The organism is Pseudoalteromonas sp. NZS37 (assembly GCF_015864265.1).
Lineage (GTDB): Bacteria > Pseudomonadota > Gammaproteobacteria > Enterobacterales > Alteromonadaceae > Pseudoalteromonas > Pseudoalteromonas arctica.
Genome location: NZ_JADYXL010000005.1, coordinates 76,548 through 93,824, shown reverse-complemented (window position 1 = coordinate 93,824; position 17,277 = coordinate 76,548). Strand labels below are relative to the sequence as shown.

Genomic DNA, 17,277 nt, shown 5'->3' with positions numbered 1-17,277 from the left:
AAAAATAGAATGGGAATTTAAAAAAGAATATAAAGGAAAGTATTAGAGAGTGGTGGGTCATGATGGATTTGAACCATCGACCAATTGATTAAAAGTCAACTGCTCTACCAACTGAGCTAATGACCCGCTCTAATATAAATCTGCTTTGTAAAAAGCTGCGTAAATCCGCCGATTAAAACTTTCATAGAATGGTGGGTTATGATGGATTTGAACCATCGACCAATTGATTAAAAGTCAACTGCTCTACCAACTGAGCTAATAACCCGCTCTATGCGCTTATTCAATTATGAATGAAGCTTACGTATATCCGCCGATTGATGCCAAACACTATTCATAAGAATAAAGAATGGTGGGTCATGATGGATTTGAACCATCGACCAATTGATTAAAAGTCAACTGCTCTACCAACTGAGCTAATGACCCGCTCTTATATAACTTTTCATAGAATGGTGGGTTATGATGGATTTGAACCATCGACCAATTGATTAAAAGTCAACTGCTCTACCAACTGAGCTAATAACCCGCTCTATGCACTTATTCAATTATGAATGAAGCTTACGTAAATCCGCCGATTGATGCCAAACACTATTCACAAGGAATAAAGAATGGTGGGTTATGATGGATTTGAACCATCGACCAATTGATTAAAAGTCAACTGCTCTACCAACTGAGCTAATAACCCGCTCTATTGTTGCGTTTTAAATGCAACTTACTACTTTACGTAAATCCGTCGATTGGAACCAATCACTATTCAAAGGAATAAAGAATGGTGGGTTATGATGGATTTGAACCATCGACCAATTGATTAAAAGTCAACTGCTCTACCAACTGAGCTAATAACCCGTTCCAGTTGCTAACTTATTTCTAAGTTAAAGCCTGCGTAAATCCGCCGATTGATGCCACACACTATTCACAAGGAATAAAGAATGGTGGGTCATGATGGATTTGAACCATCGACCAATTGATTAAAAGTCAACTGCTCTACCAACTGAGCTAATGACCCGCTCTGACGTTGCGTTTTATAACAACTTAGTATTCTACGTAAATCCGCCGATAAAAGACCATTCAAAGAATGGTGGGTTATGATGGATTTGAACCATCGACCAATTGATTAAAAGTCAACTGCTCTACCAACTGAGCTAATAACCCGCTCTTTTTGTCGCATTTCGAGTGGGGTAACCATTCGTTTGCTGCGGGCGCTTATAATACTTATTTATAAAATGAGTGCAACCGAAATTGTCTCTTTTTTTAAGTTTTTATGTCTAGATGCACAAAATTAAACCGTTTGTGCTCAAACTACATGCAAATCCAAGATTCTTCGAGAGTTTCCATGTAGTTTGCTCGCCCTAACTAGAAATTTAATCGCTAGTGAACTTTAGTTTCCTAAACGATCAGTTGCTAGTTTTGCAGCGGTTGTACTTGGGTATTGATTGATAAGATCGCTCAATATTTTTTGCGCTTGCGCCGCTGAACCTTGATCTTGTAAAAGTGTGCCTAACTTTAGCATCGCATCTGGGCGTTTATTAGAATTTGGAAATTCGTTCACAACGACTTTAAAGTGCTCTACTGCTTTTACACCATCATTTTTAATAGTAAGCAACTGCCCTAACCAATAATGCGCATTAGACGCATAGACAGAGTTTGGGTAGGTAGTTAAAAACGTTTGAAATTCAGGAATCGCTTGGTCATAGCGTTTATCTTTCATTATTAACGCAACAGCGCGCTCATAGGCTTCGTTTTCAGATAAGTCACTGCTATAGGTCTGTGCATTGCTTTGTTGCGTGTAATCAGTTGCGGGAGCTGCTGCTGGCTGTGTATAAGCCTGGCTCACGCGGTTTTCAATTTCTTGATACAACTCACGCTGACGCTGCAGTACTTTTTCAAGCTTGTAGCTTTGCTCTTCGGTTACACCTCGAATTTGGCTTACTTCGTCTTGTAACAAGTTAAGCTGTTGCTGTAACTCTACTTGCAAAAAGTTACGCTGTTGCATCATATTCTCAAGCGACGCTAATCGCTTTTCAATACTTGATTGTGAACTCGCAGCTTCTGAAACAGGAGCGGGAGCAGCCATTAACTGGGTGCTCCCGCTCAATATCATGGCTGCCAAAATAATTTTCGGCTTCATAATATCTCTTATCTTAGTAAACTAGTACCGCACGGCGGTTTTTAGCGAAAGCTGATTCAGTGCGAGACTTAACCATTGGCTTCTCTTCACCGTAGCTTACCACTGACATTTGGCTAGCTGAAACACCTAAGCTTAATAAGTATTTTTCAACTGCTTGGCCACGGTGCTCACCTAGTGCAATATTGTACTCTGGAGTACCGCGCTCATCTGCATGGCCTTCAATTAGTACTTTAACTGATGAGTTTTGAACTAAAAACTCAGCATGTGCACGAAGTAAGTCTGCGTACTTGCTTTCAACTGTCGCAGTATCAAAATCAAAGTAGATTACTTGCTCTTGACGAAGTGCTTCGTACTTTTGACGAAGTTGCTCTTCTGCTTGTTGCTCAGGAGAAATTGTAGCAACTTCAACCGTATCAGTGTTAGTTGATTGCTCAACAACGCCTTGATTTGATTGGTTTGCAGCACCTTCATCAATATCTGAAGATGAGCTACAAGCTGCTAATGTCATTACTGGCACAGCAATTAGCAGGCCTTTAAGTATTTTGTTAAGTTTCATTGAGTAGATTCCTATTTTGAGTAAACCAGTAATATTACTGTAAGTATGGCGACCAAGCTGGTGCCTTTACTTGTCCGTCTAGCACAGGTAACCGTGCCTTAAAGCGGCCGTCCATCGATACTAGCGCAAGTACCTGTTTATTATTATGAAGCGTGCTATATATAATCATCGAACCATTTGGCGCTATGCTCGGTGATTCATCTAGGCGTGTTCTCGTTAATACTTGGAACGCGCCTGTAGCCAGCTCTTTCTTAGCAAGATGGTACTGCCCGTTGGTACGGTTAACCATCACTAATTCTTTTCCATCTGGTGTTATTGAACCAGCAAGATTCATATCACCATCAAAGGTGAGTCGTTGTGACCTACCTGTTTTTAAATTTAACTTATAAATCTGAGCATTACCACCCCTTTCAGATGTAAACACAATATCTTGACCATTAGGGTGCCAAGATGGCTCAGTATCTATGCTACGGTGATTTGTTAAGCGTGTTTCTTTACGTGTAGCTAGGTCAAGCATGTAAACTTCTGTTGCACCCGTCTTGTCCTTAGAAAGCACTAACAATAGCTTTTTACCATCTGGCGAAAACTGCGGTGCACCATTAATACCACGGTAGCTTGCTATTATTTCGCGTTTACCTGTGTATATATCTTGAATGTAAATTTGGCTTTGACGGTTTTCAAACGTTACATACGCTAACTTAGTACCATCTGGTGACCACGCTGGCGACATTAAAGGCTCTTTTGAGCGAAGTAATACTTGCTCATTAAATCCGTCATAATCTGCAACAACTAACTGATAAGGCTTATCATCATTATCACGTACTATTACATAGGCAATTTTAGTTAAAAATGCGCCTTTTTCACCAGTCAATCTTTCATAAATAACGTCACTGATTCGATGAGAGTAACGGCGAAAACCACTTTCACCAATAACACTTTCACGCGCTTCCAAAATATGATCTTGGCTTTTAACTAGCTTACCATTACTCATCATTTGTGTGTTGCCACCGGTAATTTGGCCGCGGATCACGTCAACTAACTCATAACGCACTAAGTAACGCCCATCAGTTTGCTGCTCAACTTCGCCCACTAATATCGCTTCCACACCTTTATTAACCCAAGATGCGTAATCAATTTCGCTATCTTTGGTTGGCTGTTGTGGCATTTGCGCTACATCTACAGGCTTAAATTTACCACTGCGCATTAAATCGGCAGCAATAACACTGCTTAATTTTTCAGGGATTGGGCCAACACCTTGGTACTTAAAAGGTACTATAGCAATGGGCCTTGCACCGTCTACACCCTCAGTTATTACAATTTCAAGTGCTGCATTAGCAACACCCACAAACCCAAACAGTAAAACTAAACAGGCTATTTTTATTTTGTTGAACATATCATTCCTTTAAAATTCTGGCTTGATTGTTAAATTAATATTCTTAAGTTGTTCGAATACGTCTTTATCTTTAGATACCGGTAATGTGTCGGCCATGCGCACTGCTCTTAATGCAGCTTCACATACCAACTTATCGCCACCTAATGATTTAACTTGCGTTACTAAACCATTAAAACCTAAACGAATATTTACTCGGCACTGTTGGTTTTTCATTTTTTCATCAATCAATAAGTTTTGCTGAATACGCGCCATAATTAATGCACGGTACTTATCAACTTCGCTTACCACTTGTTGTTGACGTATTTTACTACGGGCAGCCTGCTCTTTGGCAAGTTGCTCTTGTAACATTTGCTCTTGCATTGCTTGCTGGCGTTTACGTTCTGCCTCGGCTGCACGCTCTTTTGCTTCTTCTTCACGTTTTTTACGTTCAGCTTCTGCTTTTTTAAGTGCGTCTTCTTCGGTTTTACGCTTATCAGCAGCAGCTTTTGCTGCACTCTCAGCTTCTTGCTTTTGCTTTTCAGCTTGTTTAGCTTTAGCGCGCTCTTTTTGCTCAATAGCACGTGCTTTTTTAGCTTGTGCTTGCGCCTCGGCTGTTTCTTTTTCTTTAGCTTTACGTTCTTGCTCTAGCTTTTTAATATGCCTAGATTCAGATTCGCGTTGCTTACGTGCATTGACCGCTCTGCGTTCTAAATCGCGGATACGTTTGTCTTCAGCACTTTTTTTATCTTTTTCTTTCTTTTGAAGTTCAGCAATTTTTTGCTCAACTTGTTTTTGATCAACTGTAACGGCTGATACTGCTTTATCTGGCGTAGGTATAGCCGAATTAAGCGTTACTTCCATTACTTTAGGTGCTGGCGGATGAATGTTTGCAGAGGCATACAAAAAACCACCAATTCCTAAATGAAGTACTATCGATTTTACTACTGAACTATTCATACAGCTACTTCCCCTCAAAGGATTCAGTCATTAATCCTACTGATGGTACGCCTGCATTTTTCAAAAAATCCATTAGTAATAATACTTCTTGATACGACACTTTACCCGAGCCTTTAATCATAACTGGCACGTCAGGGTTTTTCATTAACTGTAATTTTATAACCGCAGCAACATCAAGTGCTTCCATAGGCTCTTCAGGATCAGTACCTACGCTTACATAATATTTACCCTCTGCATCAATTGAAGCAATAATGGGAGGAGTATCTTTAGTATCAACTAAATCAGACTCTTCCATTTTAGGTAAATCAACTTTTACACCGTGTGTAATAAGCGGTGCTGTTGCCATAAATATAATAAGTAATACCAACATTACATCAATGTAAGGTACTACATTAATTTCTGCGACCGGACGGCGCTTTTTACGCTGATACATTCGCTTGTGCCTCTATTTGTGTAGCTGCTTGACGGTGTAAAATATTAGCAAACTCTTCCATAAAGTTAATATAGTGAGACTCAAGCTTTTCAACACTATTTGAAAAGCGGTTATAAGCAATAACGGCCGGAATTGCCGCGAATAAACCCATAGCAGTCGCAATAAGTGCCTCTGCTATACCGGGTGCTACCATTTGTAATGTAGCTTGCTTAACTTCACCTAGTGCAATAAAGGCATTCATAATACCCCACACTGTACCAAACAAACCGATGTACGGACTAATAGAACCTACCGTTGCTAAAAACGATAAGCTAGATTCAATTTTTTCAATTTCACGAGAAAGCGCAACACGCATAGAACGATGCGTCCCTTCCATAACAATACTCGCACTTTGAAATGTATTCTTTTTATGACGAGCAAACTCTTTAAAGCCTGAAGTAAATAAGGCTTCAATACCTTGAGACTGACCGCTGCGTGACGATATTTCGTTATACAATTTACTTAGATCAATACCAGACCAAAACTTTTGCTCAAATTTCTTAGCATTTGATAGTGCATCTGATATTGCTTTTTTACGCTGAAATATAATTGTCCACGACATTACAGACATGGCAACTAGCCCTAACATCACTAACTGAACAAGCAAGCTTGCTTCTAAAATTAGGTCTAAAAAATTAAGCCCTGATCCCACGTTAAACTCCTAAGTAATTTCAAAATACGGCAAATTGGTTAATTTGTGTAAATATGACCGTTTATACGGTCAAAAGTTGCATCTAGTGTATCTAGTCCATTTCAAGCTGACAACGGTATTGCTATGAATAGGCAACAAAAAACGTTAAAAAACAGCTTTAGTTGGCATTTCCCTTTGCCTCAGTATTTTATTTAATCTTTTAACTAAACTCACTAACTATAAATATGCGTAAATATATAATTAAAACGTCATAAAATGCGCTGTTTATTCAAAATAAGAGCATAAACACTCAAAACCTATAAGCCTTACCTTCACGTAACAGTAAAACTAATACCGAGCCACATCAAAAGAAATTACTTAAGCTAGAAATTTCATTAACTTATAAATTTAACGATTAATTAACGCGCAAGATTCAAACAACAATAAAATTCACCGGATTAGTTTTTCTAATCTGAAAATACAAATTTTCTAGTTTGAACAAAAAGATGATCTTACGTATTATTCTCCCATACCGAACTAGCGCACCGAATGAGATAGTTTCATTAAGCCAAGTTCTTAGTAATAGGATATTTTATCGTATTACATTGTTTTACTCTTTCTGGATAAAACCAAATTCAGTAAAACGTAGTTCCCTGGATTACTTCCTTCAACTTGTTGTTTGCCCGCATTTTTTGCGGGCTTTTTTTTGCCTACAATTTAGTGCGCTACATATTTTATACCAACCTGCATAAATCTTTGATCAATTTAACGAATTAAATTGCACTATAACGTCGTTAAAAATTTTTTATTTAGAACAACTAGATACAAAAACTTTTGCCTAGTTCTAGCGTAATTTTCTTAACGTTAAGTAGACCCCATATATAAGCAGATTGGTATTATTTATAAACTAATAATGGCCCTACCTATTTTACAATAAGTAATTCGGTTACTAGTTTGAATGGTACGCAGGATAGCTTCGCGAGTCTTAACGCCCTGTGAATTAACAGTTAACTATAAAGCGTATAAGTATTTTGAAATAACATTTGCAACAGTGTGCTGAGGTTTTGGGTAAAATACCAGCCGTATAAATATTTGAAAGAAAGGGATACTAAGTCAATTACCTGCTGCGCAATAAACCACAGCAAGTAATGTATATGATGAGGCTAGTCTTTTTTAGGAAGTAAACCAAAGTGATGATATGCACTGTCAGACACTATTCGACCACGCGGAGTACGCTGAATAAATCCTTGCTGAATTAAAAACGGCTCTATTACATCTTCTATTGTTTCACGCTCTTCACCAATAGCTGCAGCTACATTGTCGAGCCCTACTGGGCCGCCCATGAATTTTTCAATTATGGCGAGTAAATATTTGCGATCCATATAATCAAAACCACTTTTATCTACGTCAATCATATCAAGCGCTTGCTTAGCTACTTCGGCATTTACTGTACCGTCAGATTTTACCTGTGTGTAATCGCGTACACGGCGTAATAAACGGTTTGCAATACGTGGTGTACCACGTGAACGTTGTGCAATTTCGGTTGCGCCATCATCACACATTTCTAAACCAAGATAATGTGCAGAGCGTCCTACTATGTGCGACAAATCTTCTACAGAATAAAACTCTAATCGCTGCACAATACCAAAACGATCACGCAGTGGCGATGTTAGCGAGCCTGCTCGCGTAGTGGCACCAATAAGTGTAAATGCAGGTAAGTCTAATTTAATAGAACGCGCAGCTGGGCCTTCACCAATCATTATATCAAGCTGGTAGTCTTCCATTGCTGGATACAGTATTTCTTCAACTTGCGGGCTTAGCCTGTGTATTTCATCAATAAACAGTACATCGCCTTCTTCTAAATTAGTAAGTAACGCAGCTAAATCACCTGCTTTTTCAAGTACAGGGCCGGATGTTGTTTTAATACTTACGTGTAATTCGTTGGCTACAATATTTGCAAGCGTGGTTTTACCAAGTCCTGGTGGGCCAAATATTAATAAATGATCGAGCGCTTCACCACGGGTTCGGGCTGCTTCAATAAAAATTTCCATTTGCTGCTTAACATGAGGCTGGCCTCTGTAGTCGGCTAAAAGTTTTGGTCTTATTGCACGATCTATAGAGTCTTCATTTGTTTTTTCAGTCGCATCAATTAAGCGATCCGCTTCAATCATGGGTTACTCACAACATTGATTTTAAAGATTCTCTAATAAGAACCTCAGTAGACATATCGGGTTTGCTTATCGATTTTACTGCTTTTTGAGCTTGTGGCAATTTATAACCTAATGCAAGCAGTGCCGATACGGCATCATCGGCTGCGTTATTAGCTATTGTCGCATCGCTCATTGGCTCTATTACTGCGCTGTCGCTATATGGCGTAAATAAATCATTACCCCAATCTTTTAATCTGTCTTTCATTTCGAGCACTAAACGCTCGGCTGTTTTTTTACCTACACCCGGTAATTTAACAAGCGACGTTGAGTCTTCGTTATTTACACAGCTTACAAATTGCTTTGCCGACATCCCCGATAAAATAGCTAAGCCAAGCTTTGGCCCTACCCCATTTGCTTTTAATAGCTCTCTAAACAAGGCGCGTTCAACTTTATTATTAAAACCAAATAATAGTTGAGCATCTTCACGCACTACAAAGTGGGTGTAAACAATCGCGTTTTCACCAATTTTTGGTAAATCGTAAAAACAGGTCATTGGCATTTGTACTTCGTAACCTACACCACTTACTTCAAGTAATATTTCTGGTGGCTGTTTTTCGACTAAAATACCATTTAAGCGGCCTATCATAGTTATTTCCTTAAACGTCCTCTAACGGTTTTGCTTGCGCTACCCGCTAGTTTAATTAAATTTTGTTCTGAGTGAGCGTGGCAAATCGCAATAGCGAGTGCATCAGCTGCATCGGCCTGTGGCGTACCGGGTAGTTTTAAAATATTTTTTACCATGTGCTGCACTTGTGTTTTATCTGCACCACCGTTACCTACTACTGCTTGCTTAATTTGCCTAGCTGAGTATTCAAATACGGGTAAGTCGGCCATTGCAGCGCCAACAATCGCCGCGCCTCTAGCTTGGCCAAGCTTTAAAGCTGAATCGGGGTTATGCGCCATAAATACTTTTTCAATGGCAAAAGTTTCTGGCGAAAACTGTTCAATAAGCTGTGTAATGCCTTGATAGATCATTTTAAGCCTAACCGGAAAAGGATGATCGGCTAACTTAATACAACCACTGCCTAAGTATGTAAATTTAGAACCTTGGTGGGCAACAACGCCATATCCGGTCAAACGTGAACCAGGATCGATCCCTAAAATAATGGCCAAACAGCACTCCATTGTTATTATTTTTAAATTACGCTAATAATGCCAGAGCACTGTATAAATTACCAGTACAAAGAAAACAAAAATGCCCACGTGTTAGGTGGGCATTTGAAGGAGCATGTTAGTTTAAGCTTACCCTAGGGCACGCACTAATCCTTGGGTATTTTGTTTAAGTGTTCGGGCAATCATTAAATAGCCTAAACCAGCCACAAATACACCGCCAGCTACCGGACCAATAACCCATATATGCGGATGTAACTTACCTGCTAAATCAAACATTTGTTGCTGCACAATTAAAAGCGCTATATCACTAAAAAATGCGGCAACTAAGCCAGCTAAACCGCCGAGTAATAAAAACTCGTACAAGGTCGCATTTTTAATTAATCGGCTTTTAGCCCCTAGCGTTCGCAGTATGACAATTTCTTGCATACGCTCACCTAAACTAGCTTGCACTTGCGATATAAGTACAAGCGCACCACACAGCACAACAATTGCAAGTACAAAGCCAATGGCGAGTGATACTTGTGAAATAGTTGTTTGTATTTGCTTAACAAAGTTATCAATATCAATCGCTGTAATAGTAGGGTAAGTACGCAATAACTGGCTAAAATCACGCTTTTGATCTGGGTTTATACGTACCGACGAAATATACGTTGCCGGAAAATCTGCAAGTACATCTGGGCTTAAAATAATAAAAAAGTTAGGTTTAAGCGTGGCCCAATTAACTTTGCGCACACTGGTGATTTTAGCGTCGAACGACTGCGAACCAATTAAAAATGTAAGCGTATCGCCTATCTCAACATCTAAACGCTCAAGCATCGACTCCTCTACTGAGGCTTCAGCCATCGCATTTTCACCAAACCACGTGCCTTGTGTTACTTCATTTTGGTCAGGCACATCTTTAAGCCATGTAAGGTTTAGCTCGCGGCCAATACCTGCACGTGCTTCTTCGTCTTTTTTCTCGTTGTCTTGCAGCGATACTGAACGTGCTACCAACTCGCCATTCACCGCATTTACGCGCCCACGAATAGTGGGATAAAACTCTGATACTTGAATATCTTTTTGAGCTAAATATTCATTAATTGGCTCAAGCTCATTTTGCGTAATATTAACTAAAAACGCATTAGGCGCATCGGCAGGAAGTTGCGACTGCCAATCAGATATCATGTCGTTTTTAAGTACCACTAAAAACAGCAGTAATTTAATCGCTAACGAAAAACTAATTAACTGTACCGCGTTCACATTTGCACGCTTTTGAATAGATGCAATTGCAAGCGACCAACTGTTACCTGGCTTAAGCCCTAATTTTCGACCGCCACCAAATATTAATTTAGATATCAAAAACAACACACCAATTAGCGCAAGCGTTGAGGCAAACAAAATAAGCGTTATTTTTATGTTGTTACTAAATAACCACATTAATAAAAACACAGTTAGCGCACTCATGCCTAAATGCACACGACTTACTGCCAACTTGTCACCTAAGTTACGGCGCAGCACTCTAAGCGGTGGAATATCAAATAAATCAAATAACGGTTTAATAGAAAACATAACGGCACAAATTACGCCAGTGCTTATAGCCACCAGCCAAGGTTTAAAGCCACCTAAAGGTAGCTCTGTGCCCATACTTTTCGATAAGTAACTTGTTGCTATTTCTTGCAAGCCATAACCAATTAACAGCCCAATACTTACCGCCATTGCACATACAAGCAATAAATGGAGCATGTATATTTTGCGGATCATTGAACGGCTACCGCCTAGCGTTTTCATCATCGCTACTGGGTCGTATTGTCGTTCACAATAACGTTTTGCTGAAACGGCTATAGCCACTGCGGCTAAAATAATACCTAATAGGCCGGCAAGTAATAAAAAGCTCTCTGCACGGTTTAAACTATTTGAAATAGGTGATTGACGGTCTTTAACGCCGTACCATTGTTGGTTTTCTTTCATTTGTGGTTTAAGCCACTCGTAAAAGCTATTTATATCGGCCTCACTACCTGCATAAAGTTGGCGATAATAAACACGACTACCTGGCTGCACAACTTCAGTTTTTGCCACATCGTCAATATTAATAAGCACGCGGCGGCTACTCGAAAATACATTAAATGGCGCATCGGGCTCTTCTACAATAACTTTTGAAACATTAAATAATGCAGCGCCAAGTTCTACTTGCGCGCCTATATCAATATTTAAACTGTAAAATACTGATTCACTTAGCCACACATTACCAGGCGTTGGTCCGCTATTAGCAACCTTAGTTTCACCTGTTAAGGTGTCTTTAACTTTTAACTGCCCTTTTAACGGGTACGCATTAGATGCCGCTTTTACTGAGCTAAACTGCATTTCATCATCGGCAAACAACATAGTGTCGAAGTACACCATTTGCGCCGTTTTTAAATTTTGGCTCTGTGCTTTAGTAATAAAAGCAGTGTCGAGAACATGATCGCTTGCAAGTACACGGTCTGCTGCAATAAAAGCACTGCTTTTTTGCGCAATACTTTGCCCTATTCGCTCAGTAACCATAGACAGTGTAAGCACGGTTAAAACAGCAAGAGCGATAGCTGCGCTTATAACTGTTAACTCACCACGGCGAAATTCTCGCGAAAACAACTTAAGCGCTAACTTAACCCACATTAGCAACGTCCTCTACTTGGCTTTTTACCAGTAAACCCGCTTCTATTTGAATAATGTGCTCACATTTTTGTGCAAGCCCTTCATCGTGAGTAACCAAAATAAGCGTAGTGCCGTGTTGCGTGTTTAAATCAAATAATAACGACTCAATCATTTTACCGTTTTTGCTGTCTAAGTTAGCCGAAGGCTCATCAGCAAACAGTATTTTAGGTGTACCAATAAATGCTCGCGCAATAGCAACACGTTGCTGTTCACCGCCAGAGAGTTGCGACGGGTAATGGTCAATTCGATGGCTCAAGCCTACTTTTTCAAGCAAAGCAATTGCTTGCTCTTTTGCATCACTTTCGCCAGCAAGTTCTGCTGGTAGCATAACGTTTTCTAGTGCAGTTAAGCTTTGTACTAACATGAACGATTGAAACACAAATCCAATTTTAGCCGCGCGCAGTGCAGCACGCTCTTCTTCATCTAAATTGTGTAATGGCTCGCCATCTAAAAATATTTCGCCGCTGCTTGCGGTATCCAGCCCTGCTAATAAACTGAGTAACGTTGATTTACCAGAGCCCGACGTGCCAACAATAGCAACAGACTCGCCATGCTTGACATTAAAGCTGATGTCGCTGAGGATGGGCAGCTCACCTTCAAAGGTAGAGACTACTTTAGACAAACCATTAACCTGAATTATATTTAATTGAGAAAGCGCTGACATATGACTCATTCAATCCTTCGTTTAGTATTCATTTTATTTTTAGTTATCAAACCGCTGAGCGCAGCAGCCGACAACACGATTTTAATACTCGGTGACAGTTTAAGCGCAGCCTACGGACTTCAACAAGAAGAAGGCTGGGTAAAATTGTTACAAGATAAATACGATGACGAACAAGCCGACATTGAACTTATCAACGCCAGTATTAGTGGCGAAACATCTGGTGGAGCCCTACGCCGTTTAGATGCATTGCTTGAGCAATACGAACCCACTCATGTACTTATTGAGCTAGGTGCTAATGACGGTTTACGTGGTTTTCCAGTCAAAAAAATGCAAACTAACTTAACGTCTCTTATTCAAAAAAGCCAAGCAGCTAATGCGATGACCGCCTTAATGGAGATTTACATTCCCCCTAATTACGGTCCGCGTTATAGCAAAATGTTTACAGACACTTTCTCACGCGTTAGCGAAGAAACAAATGCGCATTTAATGAACTTTTTTATGCTAGATATTGCCAGCCAATCTGATCTAATGCAAAACGATAGTTTACACCCTAACAAAAAAGCCCAACCATTAATACGAGATGAGATGTATGACTCGATCAAAAAGTGGTTAAATAAAGACTAGCCAATTAATACATCGCAAGGGTGCTATTTTATGCCTCTTGCGTAATAAACATCCAAACAAACAATCGCTTATTGATTTTTAAAAAAATACACGTACTATTGCATACAAATCGGTATGTGGCGCAGCTTGGTAGCGCACTGTCATGGGGTGGCAGGGGTCGAGAGTTCGAATCTCTCCATACCGACCATTTATTCCCCTTTAATATCTGACACTTACACAAAATAAAAAGCCAACTTCTAAAAAATAATTTGTACTAGATTTGTATTATATTTGTATTATCCTTTCCAGACACGCCTTTTTTATTAGGATTTATACATTACTTATTTTAATGAAATACCTTTACTTGCTTCCAAACCTGCTTGCTAATCCATAGTCTTTCGCGATTGTTACTTTCTCTAATAAATTATTTAGGAGAAAGTGTGAATGGGATTTTAAAAGTGATTGTTGCGCTTCTATTAGTTACTTTAATAGCAATACTTACTACCTAAGAAAACATAATAGGTTTTTGATAGGTGTCGGAATGGCTATAGTATTAAATGGAATGTTCAAAATATTTGATGAAATGACTGGTAGGTAAAACCCATACCAGTCTATGACATTTAAAAGCTAGTTATTAGAACTTATTTTTCGAGAAATAATTCTTATAACTTTAAAGTTAACTGTAACTGGCTCAATCAACTGACTATTGGTTTGTAAAAGCACAATTTTTTTTTCGTTTCTCGGCTGAGATTCAGGGGTATTGAAAAACTTATTGTATAAGCTAGTTGCAATTAAGCTTGCAAAAATTGATGTAATGAATGGAATTGAAACGATAGTTTCGAAAATTAACATATTTAAATCCTTTTATTAAATTGAAAAGCTGTCTGACAATCGTAATTTCTAATCACGATGAAAAGTGACGCCGACGCTAACTCCTTGTTAGCACCTCATTAGACAATACACATACCCGCAAGTTCAATTAGATTAAGATATATTCAGAAATAAATATCTGGAATTGTGGTGCTTGTAGTCGCAGGCGCTAGTCTGTCATCATCAAGATAAACACGATCGTCGTCTAGCTCTGCTGTAACGCTTACTTGTTCTGTTGAAGATGGCTTTATATCGCGGATCAATACTGCGTTACACCAGCGTTCGTTGATACCAAACATGTATAGTGGTGGTTCTATTGAGCCGTCAAATACTGGTGTGAAGTCTAGGTCATCATCAATTATCACTTCGTTATTAGCACTTCCTGGTGATGCATTGTATGGGCCGGATAATGTACCGTCTGGTTTTCTAATTGCTAGGATATGTGATTGACCTGATTGCCACTCTAAACCTATATGATCAACATACATTGAACGGCCATCATAACCCACCACAGTACCGCTTTGTTCATATCCTGGTATATCGTCTGCCAGTGCACAGAAATCTAGGTAACGTGAATTGAGTGCGTCCATTTCTGTTTTGAAGTCAAAGCGTGTACGGCGATAGCGGCGTGTACGGCGTTTACGCATGCCAAATTGGTAGGCTTTATCGCGACTGGTTATACCAAACGCTCTTACCTTTTCGGGGTTGATACCTAAATCGCCGGGTAATGTACAAAGGATTGTTTCTGACTTCCATGTTATTGGGCTGAAATATTCGACTTCGATACCATCAGGTTCGTCGTCATCAATCAATTTTATAGAGCGCTTTAACATGCCTATGTAATTATCTGGCTGATACATGTGGTTATAGATAGTTCGCTTTTGGTCGCGCACAGGGGTGATCTGGCCATAATCAATGGTTGGCTCCGCAAACCCTACAGCCAGTACCCGTTTTATTACTTCGAACATGGTGCTTTCACTGTCGAACACCGCATTAAACTCATCACCTCGGGCTTGCCAAATAGGGTGCAGTGCTTCAAGTGCGTCTAAACCTATTTTACTATCAGCGTGCCCTGCACTTTTTATTACATGCGCAAAAAACGGTGCTATGTCGGTGGTTGGCCTTGGTGCGCTCCAAGCGCCATTCTCAAAAGCGGGTAAAACACGCGTAGCAATAAGGTTAAACTTGTTTTCGGCCGAACCCGCTAAATTATTGGTTCCGCGTATTCTTACTGCAAGGGTTGTCATGCCTTGGTATATTGTGGCGCTTTCAAGCTCTGCTTTTAAGGCTGTCCAATACACATCGTCATAAATGCGGGTATCATCATTAGCCGCGGTGCTGCGTTTAACTCTCACTTCTGGGCGGATTTTTTCAGATAAACTAATAGGGGTAGTTTTACCCAGTTGATCATTCGTTTTGCCAGAAAAAGAAATCGCGGGTGCTTGAATCCATTCAAGTGCGCCTTCAGCTCGATACTCAACTACCAGGTTCACTGAGCGTGTTAAAAAATTGCCTTGATCATCAAGCTCGCCCAAACCTTGCGGCAAGGAAAAATCAAGCCATAATTGGTCGGTCACCTCCCCTTCTGGTACCGCAAAAAACGGCCCGTTAAATTCGCCATCACCGCCGCCATCTTCGGTATAAACCTTGGCATAGGTATTCGCTTCGGGAGTAAACCCCGTCCATGTGGTGTCTTCTTGGTATTGCGCATCCAGCTTTTTAAGCTCGCTGCCGTCAATATCTTTGGTAATAATTTCGTAATAACCATTATTCTCAACGTTGCTGGCCCCCTCTACTTTTATGATCTCACCTAGAGCAAACGGTAAGTGCGATTTGTGTTTCCATTTACCCACTTCAGGTTCGTATTCTTCAAAGTGAACCACCACTTCTTTTGCTGAAAATGAATAGCTATATTTGCTTGACTCACTACCACCGGCGCTGGTTACTCGCCCTTTTAGCTCGATACCAGTGCTCCCTGATGTTGAACCCACCTCGCTTGATGTATAAACATTACGATGGCCTTCATGACCACTCACATCTTCACCGGGGCCAAATATTTCATAAAACACATCGCCCGTGTAACTTTTTACTGGGGTATTAGCAATAAACACCTCTTCGGGCAGTATTTCATATTCACCACTGCCAACGCTTAACATTAAATACAGCCACTGCTCATTATTAATGTATTCACGGCGTGGCATGGTTAAGTAGTCAGGATAGATTAAGTGGCGACCAGCGCCTTCGGGAATAATACCCATTAGCCGTGGTTTATTTCCCTGTGTATTTACATCATAGATACTACTGCCATCGGGCGTGGTTGAGTTGTAGTTATCGGGTATTTGATTGGCGGTGTAAATAGCAACACCCACCGCCACAATCGCAATAATGGCATAGGCAATTGTTGCAGGATCTTTTGCCTCTACAGTTAAGCTTATATTATCCCCTTGTTTAAATATGTATGTAGGCCAGTCAGAGGGTGGTAAGTATTTGCTATTTACAGCGGCACTAAATAACGGTTGTTCGCGTTCATCATACGAGGGGACGTTTTCTTTTAACCAGATATCTAATGTTTGCCCCACCACACCGGTACAATTTTCAAATAATTTTTTATCTAACTTATTGGGGTAAACCTTAATTTCAACCTGTGTACTCATAAAACTTAACCTTAAAAAATAACCGCTTAAAATCTGCGATTGTTACAATTGACGGGCCTTTTTTCCGTGAGGTATGCAGTATTTGCAACTGCCCATCAACAACTACGCATAACCCCATATGTATTAAATTTTGCCCTCTAAAGCCGCATGCAATAGCCTGCTCTTTAGCTGAGCAAGGTTTAAACTGCTCAACTATTTGTTTATATGAGCTAGTGAGGTGGGCTTTATCGTCTGGGCTTACATGACCAAACGATTTAAATAAGGGTTTGCCAAATACGTTATGTAGAACAAGCCGTGGTTGGCCCCAACAATCGAGGCCAGCCATATCTCGACCACCATCAACGTAAGGTACGCTTAAGTAATCATTTATGTGTTTCATA

At 40.0% G+C, this 17,277-nt stretch carries 14 protein-coding genes and 9 tRNA genes; 2 read left to right on the top strand and 21 right to left on the bottom strand.

Translation table 11 applies throughout. The features are described from left to right. Positions 1-50: 50 nt before the first annotated feature. From I6F47_RS11010 to I6F47_RS10920, 19 genes are all read right to left on the bottom strand, one after another. Positions 51-126: transfer RNA gene (locus I6F47_RS11010), tRNA-Lys, on the bottom strand. 63 nt (positions 127-189) lie between these two features. Continuing rightward, positions 190-265, bottom strand: a tRNA-Lys gene (locus tag I6F47_RS11005). A gap of 82 nt (positions 266-347) precedes the next feature. Next, positions 348-423 (bottom strand) — tRNA-Lys (locus tag I6F47_RS11000). A gap of 24 nt (positions 424-447) precedes the next feature. Next, positions 448-523 (bottom strand) — tRNA-Lys (locus tag I6F47_RS10995). 83 nt (positions 524-606) lie between these two features. Beyond that, a tRNA-Lys gene (locus I6F47_RS10990) sits at positions 607-682 on the bottom strand. A gap of 85 nt (positions 683-767) precedes the next feature. Continuing rightward, positions 768-843 (bottom strand) — tRNA-Lys (locus tag I6F47_RS10985). A gap of 84 nt (positions 844-927) precedes the next feature. Continuing rightward, positions 928-1,003: transfer RNA gene (locus tag I6F47_RS10980), tRNA-Lys, on the bottom strand. 70 nt (positions 1,004-1,073) lie between these two features. Next, a tRNA-Lys gene (locus I6F47_RS10975) sits at positions 1,074-1,149 on the bottom strand. 226 nt (positions 1,150-1,375) lie between these two features. Next, positions 1,376-2,125 (bottom strand): tol-pal system protein YbgF, encoded by a 750-nt coding sequence (gene ybgF, locus I6F47_RS10970; protein ID WP_024590479.1) that lies wholly within the window; start codon positions 2,123-2,125, stop codon positions 1,376-1,378. A gap of 13 nt (positions 2,126-2,138) precedes the next feature. Continuing rightward, positions 2,139-2,681 (bottom strand): peptidoglycan-associated lipoprotein Pal, encoded by a 543-nt coding sequence (pal, locus tag I6F47_RS10965; protein ID WP_007580392.1) that lies wholly within the window; start codon positions 2,679-2,681, stop codon positions 2,139-2,141. A 34-nt stretch (positions 2,682-2,715) separates the two neighbouring features. Next, the gene (tolB, locus tag I6F47_RS10960; protein WP_101163332.1) at positions 2,716-4,074 is read right to left on the bottom strand and encodes a Tol-Pal system beta propeller repeat protein TolB; all 1,359 of its coding nucleotides are present in this window, start codon (positions 4,072-4,074) and stop codon (positions 2,716-2,718) included. A gap of 9 nt (positions 4,075-4,083) precedes the next feature. Further along, positions 4,084-5,010, bottom strand: a complete 927-nt coding sequence (gene tolA / locus I6F47_RS10955) for a cell envelope integrity protein TolA (protein ID WP_165722297.1) — start codon at positions 5,008-5,010, stop codon at positions 4,084-4,086. 4 nt (positions 5,011-5,014) lie between these two features. Next, positions 5,015-5,443: a protein TolR gene (gene tolR, locus I6F47_RS10950; RefSeq protein ID WP_007580386.1), complete on the bottom strand. Its 429-nt coding sequence runs from the start codon at positions 5,441-5,443 to the stop codon at positions 5,015-5,017. After that, entirely contained in the window at positions 5,430-6,134 is a 705-nt protein-coding gene (gene tolQ, locus I6F47_RS10945; RefSeq protein ID WP_007580384.1) for a protein TolQ, read from the bottom strand. Before tolQ ends, tolR begins: the two co-directional genes overlap by 14 nt. Before the next feature lie 1,142 nt (positions 6,135-7,276). Continuing rightward, a complete protein-coding gene (ruvB, locus tag I6F47_RS10940; protein WP_007580382.1) occupies positions 7,277-8,284 on the bottom strand; it encodes a Holliday junction branch migration DNA helicase RuvB in 1,008 nt (335 codons plus the stop codon). A 7-nt stretch (positions 8,285-8,291) separates the two neighbouring features. Then, a complete protein-coding gene (gene ruvA / locus I6F47_RS10935) occupies positions 8,292-8,909 on the bottom strand; it encodes a Holliday junction branch migration protein RuvA (RefSeq protein WP_197183852.1) in 618 nt (205 codons plus the stop codon). Between the two features lie 2 nt (positions 8,910-8,911). Further along, a complete protein-coding gene (ruvC, locus tag I6F47_RS10930) occupies positions 8,912-9,436 on the bottom strand; it encodes a crossover junction endodeoxyribonuclease RuvC (protein ID WP_002960649.1) in 525 nt (174 codons plus the stop codon). Positions 9,437-9,565: 129 nt separating this feature from the next. Beyond that, a complete protein-coding gene (locus I6F47_RS10925) occupies positions 9,566-12,067 on the bottom strand; it encodes an ABC transporter permease (protein ID WP_197183851.1) in 2,502 nt (833 codons plus the stop codon). Further along, positions 12,057-12,770, bottom strand: a complete 714-nt coding sequence (locus I6F47_RS10920) for an ABC transporter ATP-binding protein (RefSeq protein WP_008137049.1) — start codon at positions 12,768-12,770, stop codon at positions 12,057-12,059. The genes I6F47_RS10925 and I6F47_RS10920 overlap by 11 nt, the downstream gene beginning before the upstream one ends. Between I6F47_RS10920 and I6F47_RS10915 the strand changes: the two genes are divergently transcribed. Further along, on the top strand, positions 12,771-13,394 hold the full coding sequence (locus I6F47_RS10915; protein ID WP_002960656.1) for an arylesterase: 624 nt from the start codon (positions 12,771-12,773) through the stop codon (positions 13,392-13,394). A gap of 110 nt (positions 13,395-13,504) precedes the next feature. Next, positions 13,505-13,581 (top strand) — tRNA-Pro (locus I6F47_RS10910). Between the two features lie 787 nt (positions 13,582-14,368). Here I6F47_RS10910 and I6F47_RS10905 read toward each other — a convergent pair. After that, entirely contained in the window at positions 14,369-16,897 is a 2,529-nt protein-coding gene (locus tag I6F47_RS10905) for a host specificity factor TipJ family phage tail protein (RefSeq protein ID WP_197183850.1), read from the bottom strand. Further along, a complete protein-coding gene (locus I6F47_RS10900) occupies positions 16,881-17,276 on the bottom strand; it encodes a hypothetical protein (protein WP_197183849.1) in 396 nt (131 codons plus the stop codon). Before I6F47_RS10900 ends, I6F47_RS10905 begins: the two co-directional genes overlap by 17 nt. Position 17,277: the final 1 nt, after the last annotated feature.

Excerpts from the sequence above, each read along its gene's own strand:
- tolA (WP_165722297.1), bottom strand. The coding sequence starts at position 5,010 with ATGAATAGTTCAGTAGTAAAATCGATAGTACTTCATTTAGGAATTGGT.
- tolR (WP_007580386.1), bottom strand. The coding sequence starts at position 5,443 with ATGTATCAGCGTAAAAAGCGCCGTCCGGTCGCAGAAATTAATGTAGTA.
- I6F47_RS10920 (WP_008137049.1), bottom strand. The coding sequence starts at position 12,770 with ATGTCAGCGCTTTCTCAATTAAATATAATTCAGGTTAATGGTTTGTCT.
- ybgF (WP_024590479.1), bottom strand. The coding sequence starts at position 2,125 with ATGAAGCCGAAAATTATTTTGGCAGCCATGATATTGAGCGGGAGCACC.
- tolB (WP_101163332.1), bottom strand. The coding sequence starts at position 4,074 with ATGTTCAACAAAATAAAAATAGCCTGTTTAGTTTTACTGTTTGGGTTT.
- ruvA (WP_197183852.1), bottom strand. The coding sequence starts at position 8,909 with ATGATAGGCCGCTTAAATGGTATTTTAGTCGAAAAACAGCCACCAGAA.
- I6F47_RS10915 (WP_002960656.1), top strand. The coding sequence starts at position 12,771 with ATGACTCATTCAATCCTTCGTTTAGTATTCATTTTATTTTTAGTTATC.
- I6F47_RS10900 (WP_197183849.1), bottom strand. The coding sequence starts at position 17,276 with ATGAAACACATAAATGATTACTTAAGCGTACCTTACGTTGATGGTGGT.
- I6F47_RS10925 (WP_197183851.1), bottom strand. The coding sequence starts at position 12,067 with ATGTGGGTTAAGTTAGCGCTTAAGTTGTTTTCGCGAGAATTTCGCCGT.
- ruvB (WP_007580382.1), bottom strand. The coding sequence starts at position 8,284 with ATGATTGAAGCGGATCGCTTAATTGATGCGACTGAAAAAACAAATGAA.
- I6F47_RS10905 (WP_197183850.1), bottom strand. The coding sequence starts at position 16,897 with ATGAGTACACAGGTTGAAATTAAGGTTTACCCCAATAAGTTAGATAAA.
- pal (WP_007580392.1), bottom strand. The coding sequence starts at position 2,681 with ATGAAACTTAACAAAATACTTAAAGGCCTGCTAATTGCTGTGCCAGTA.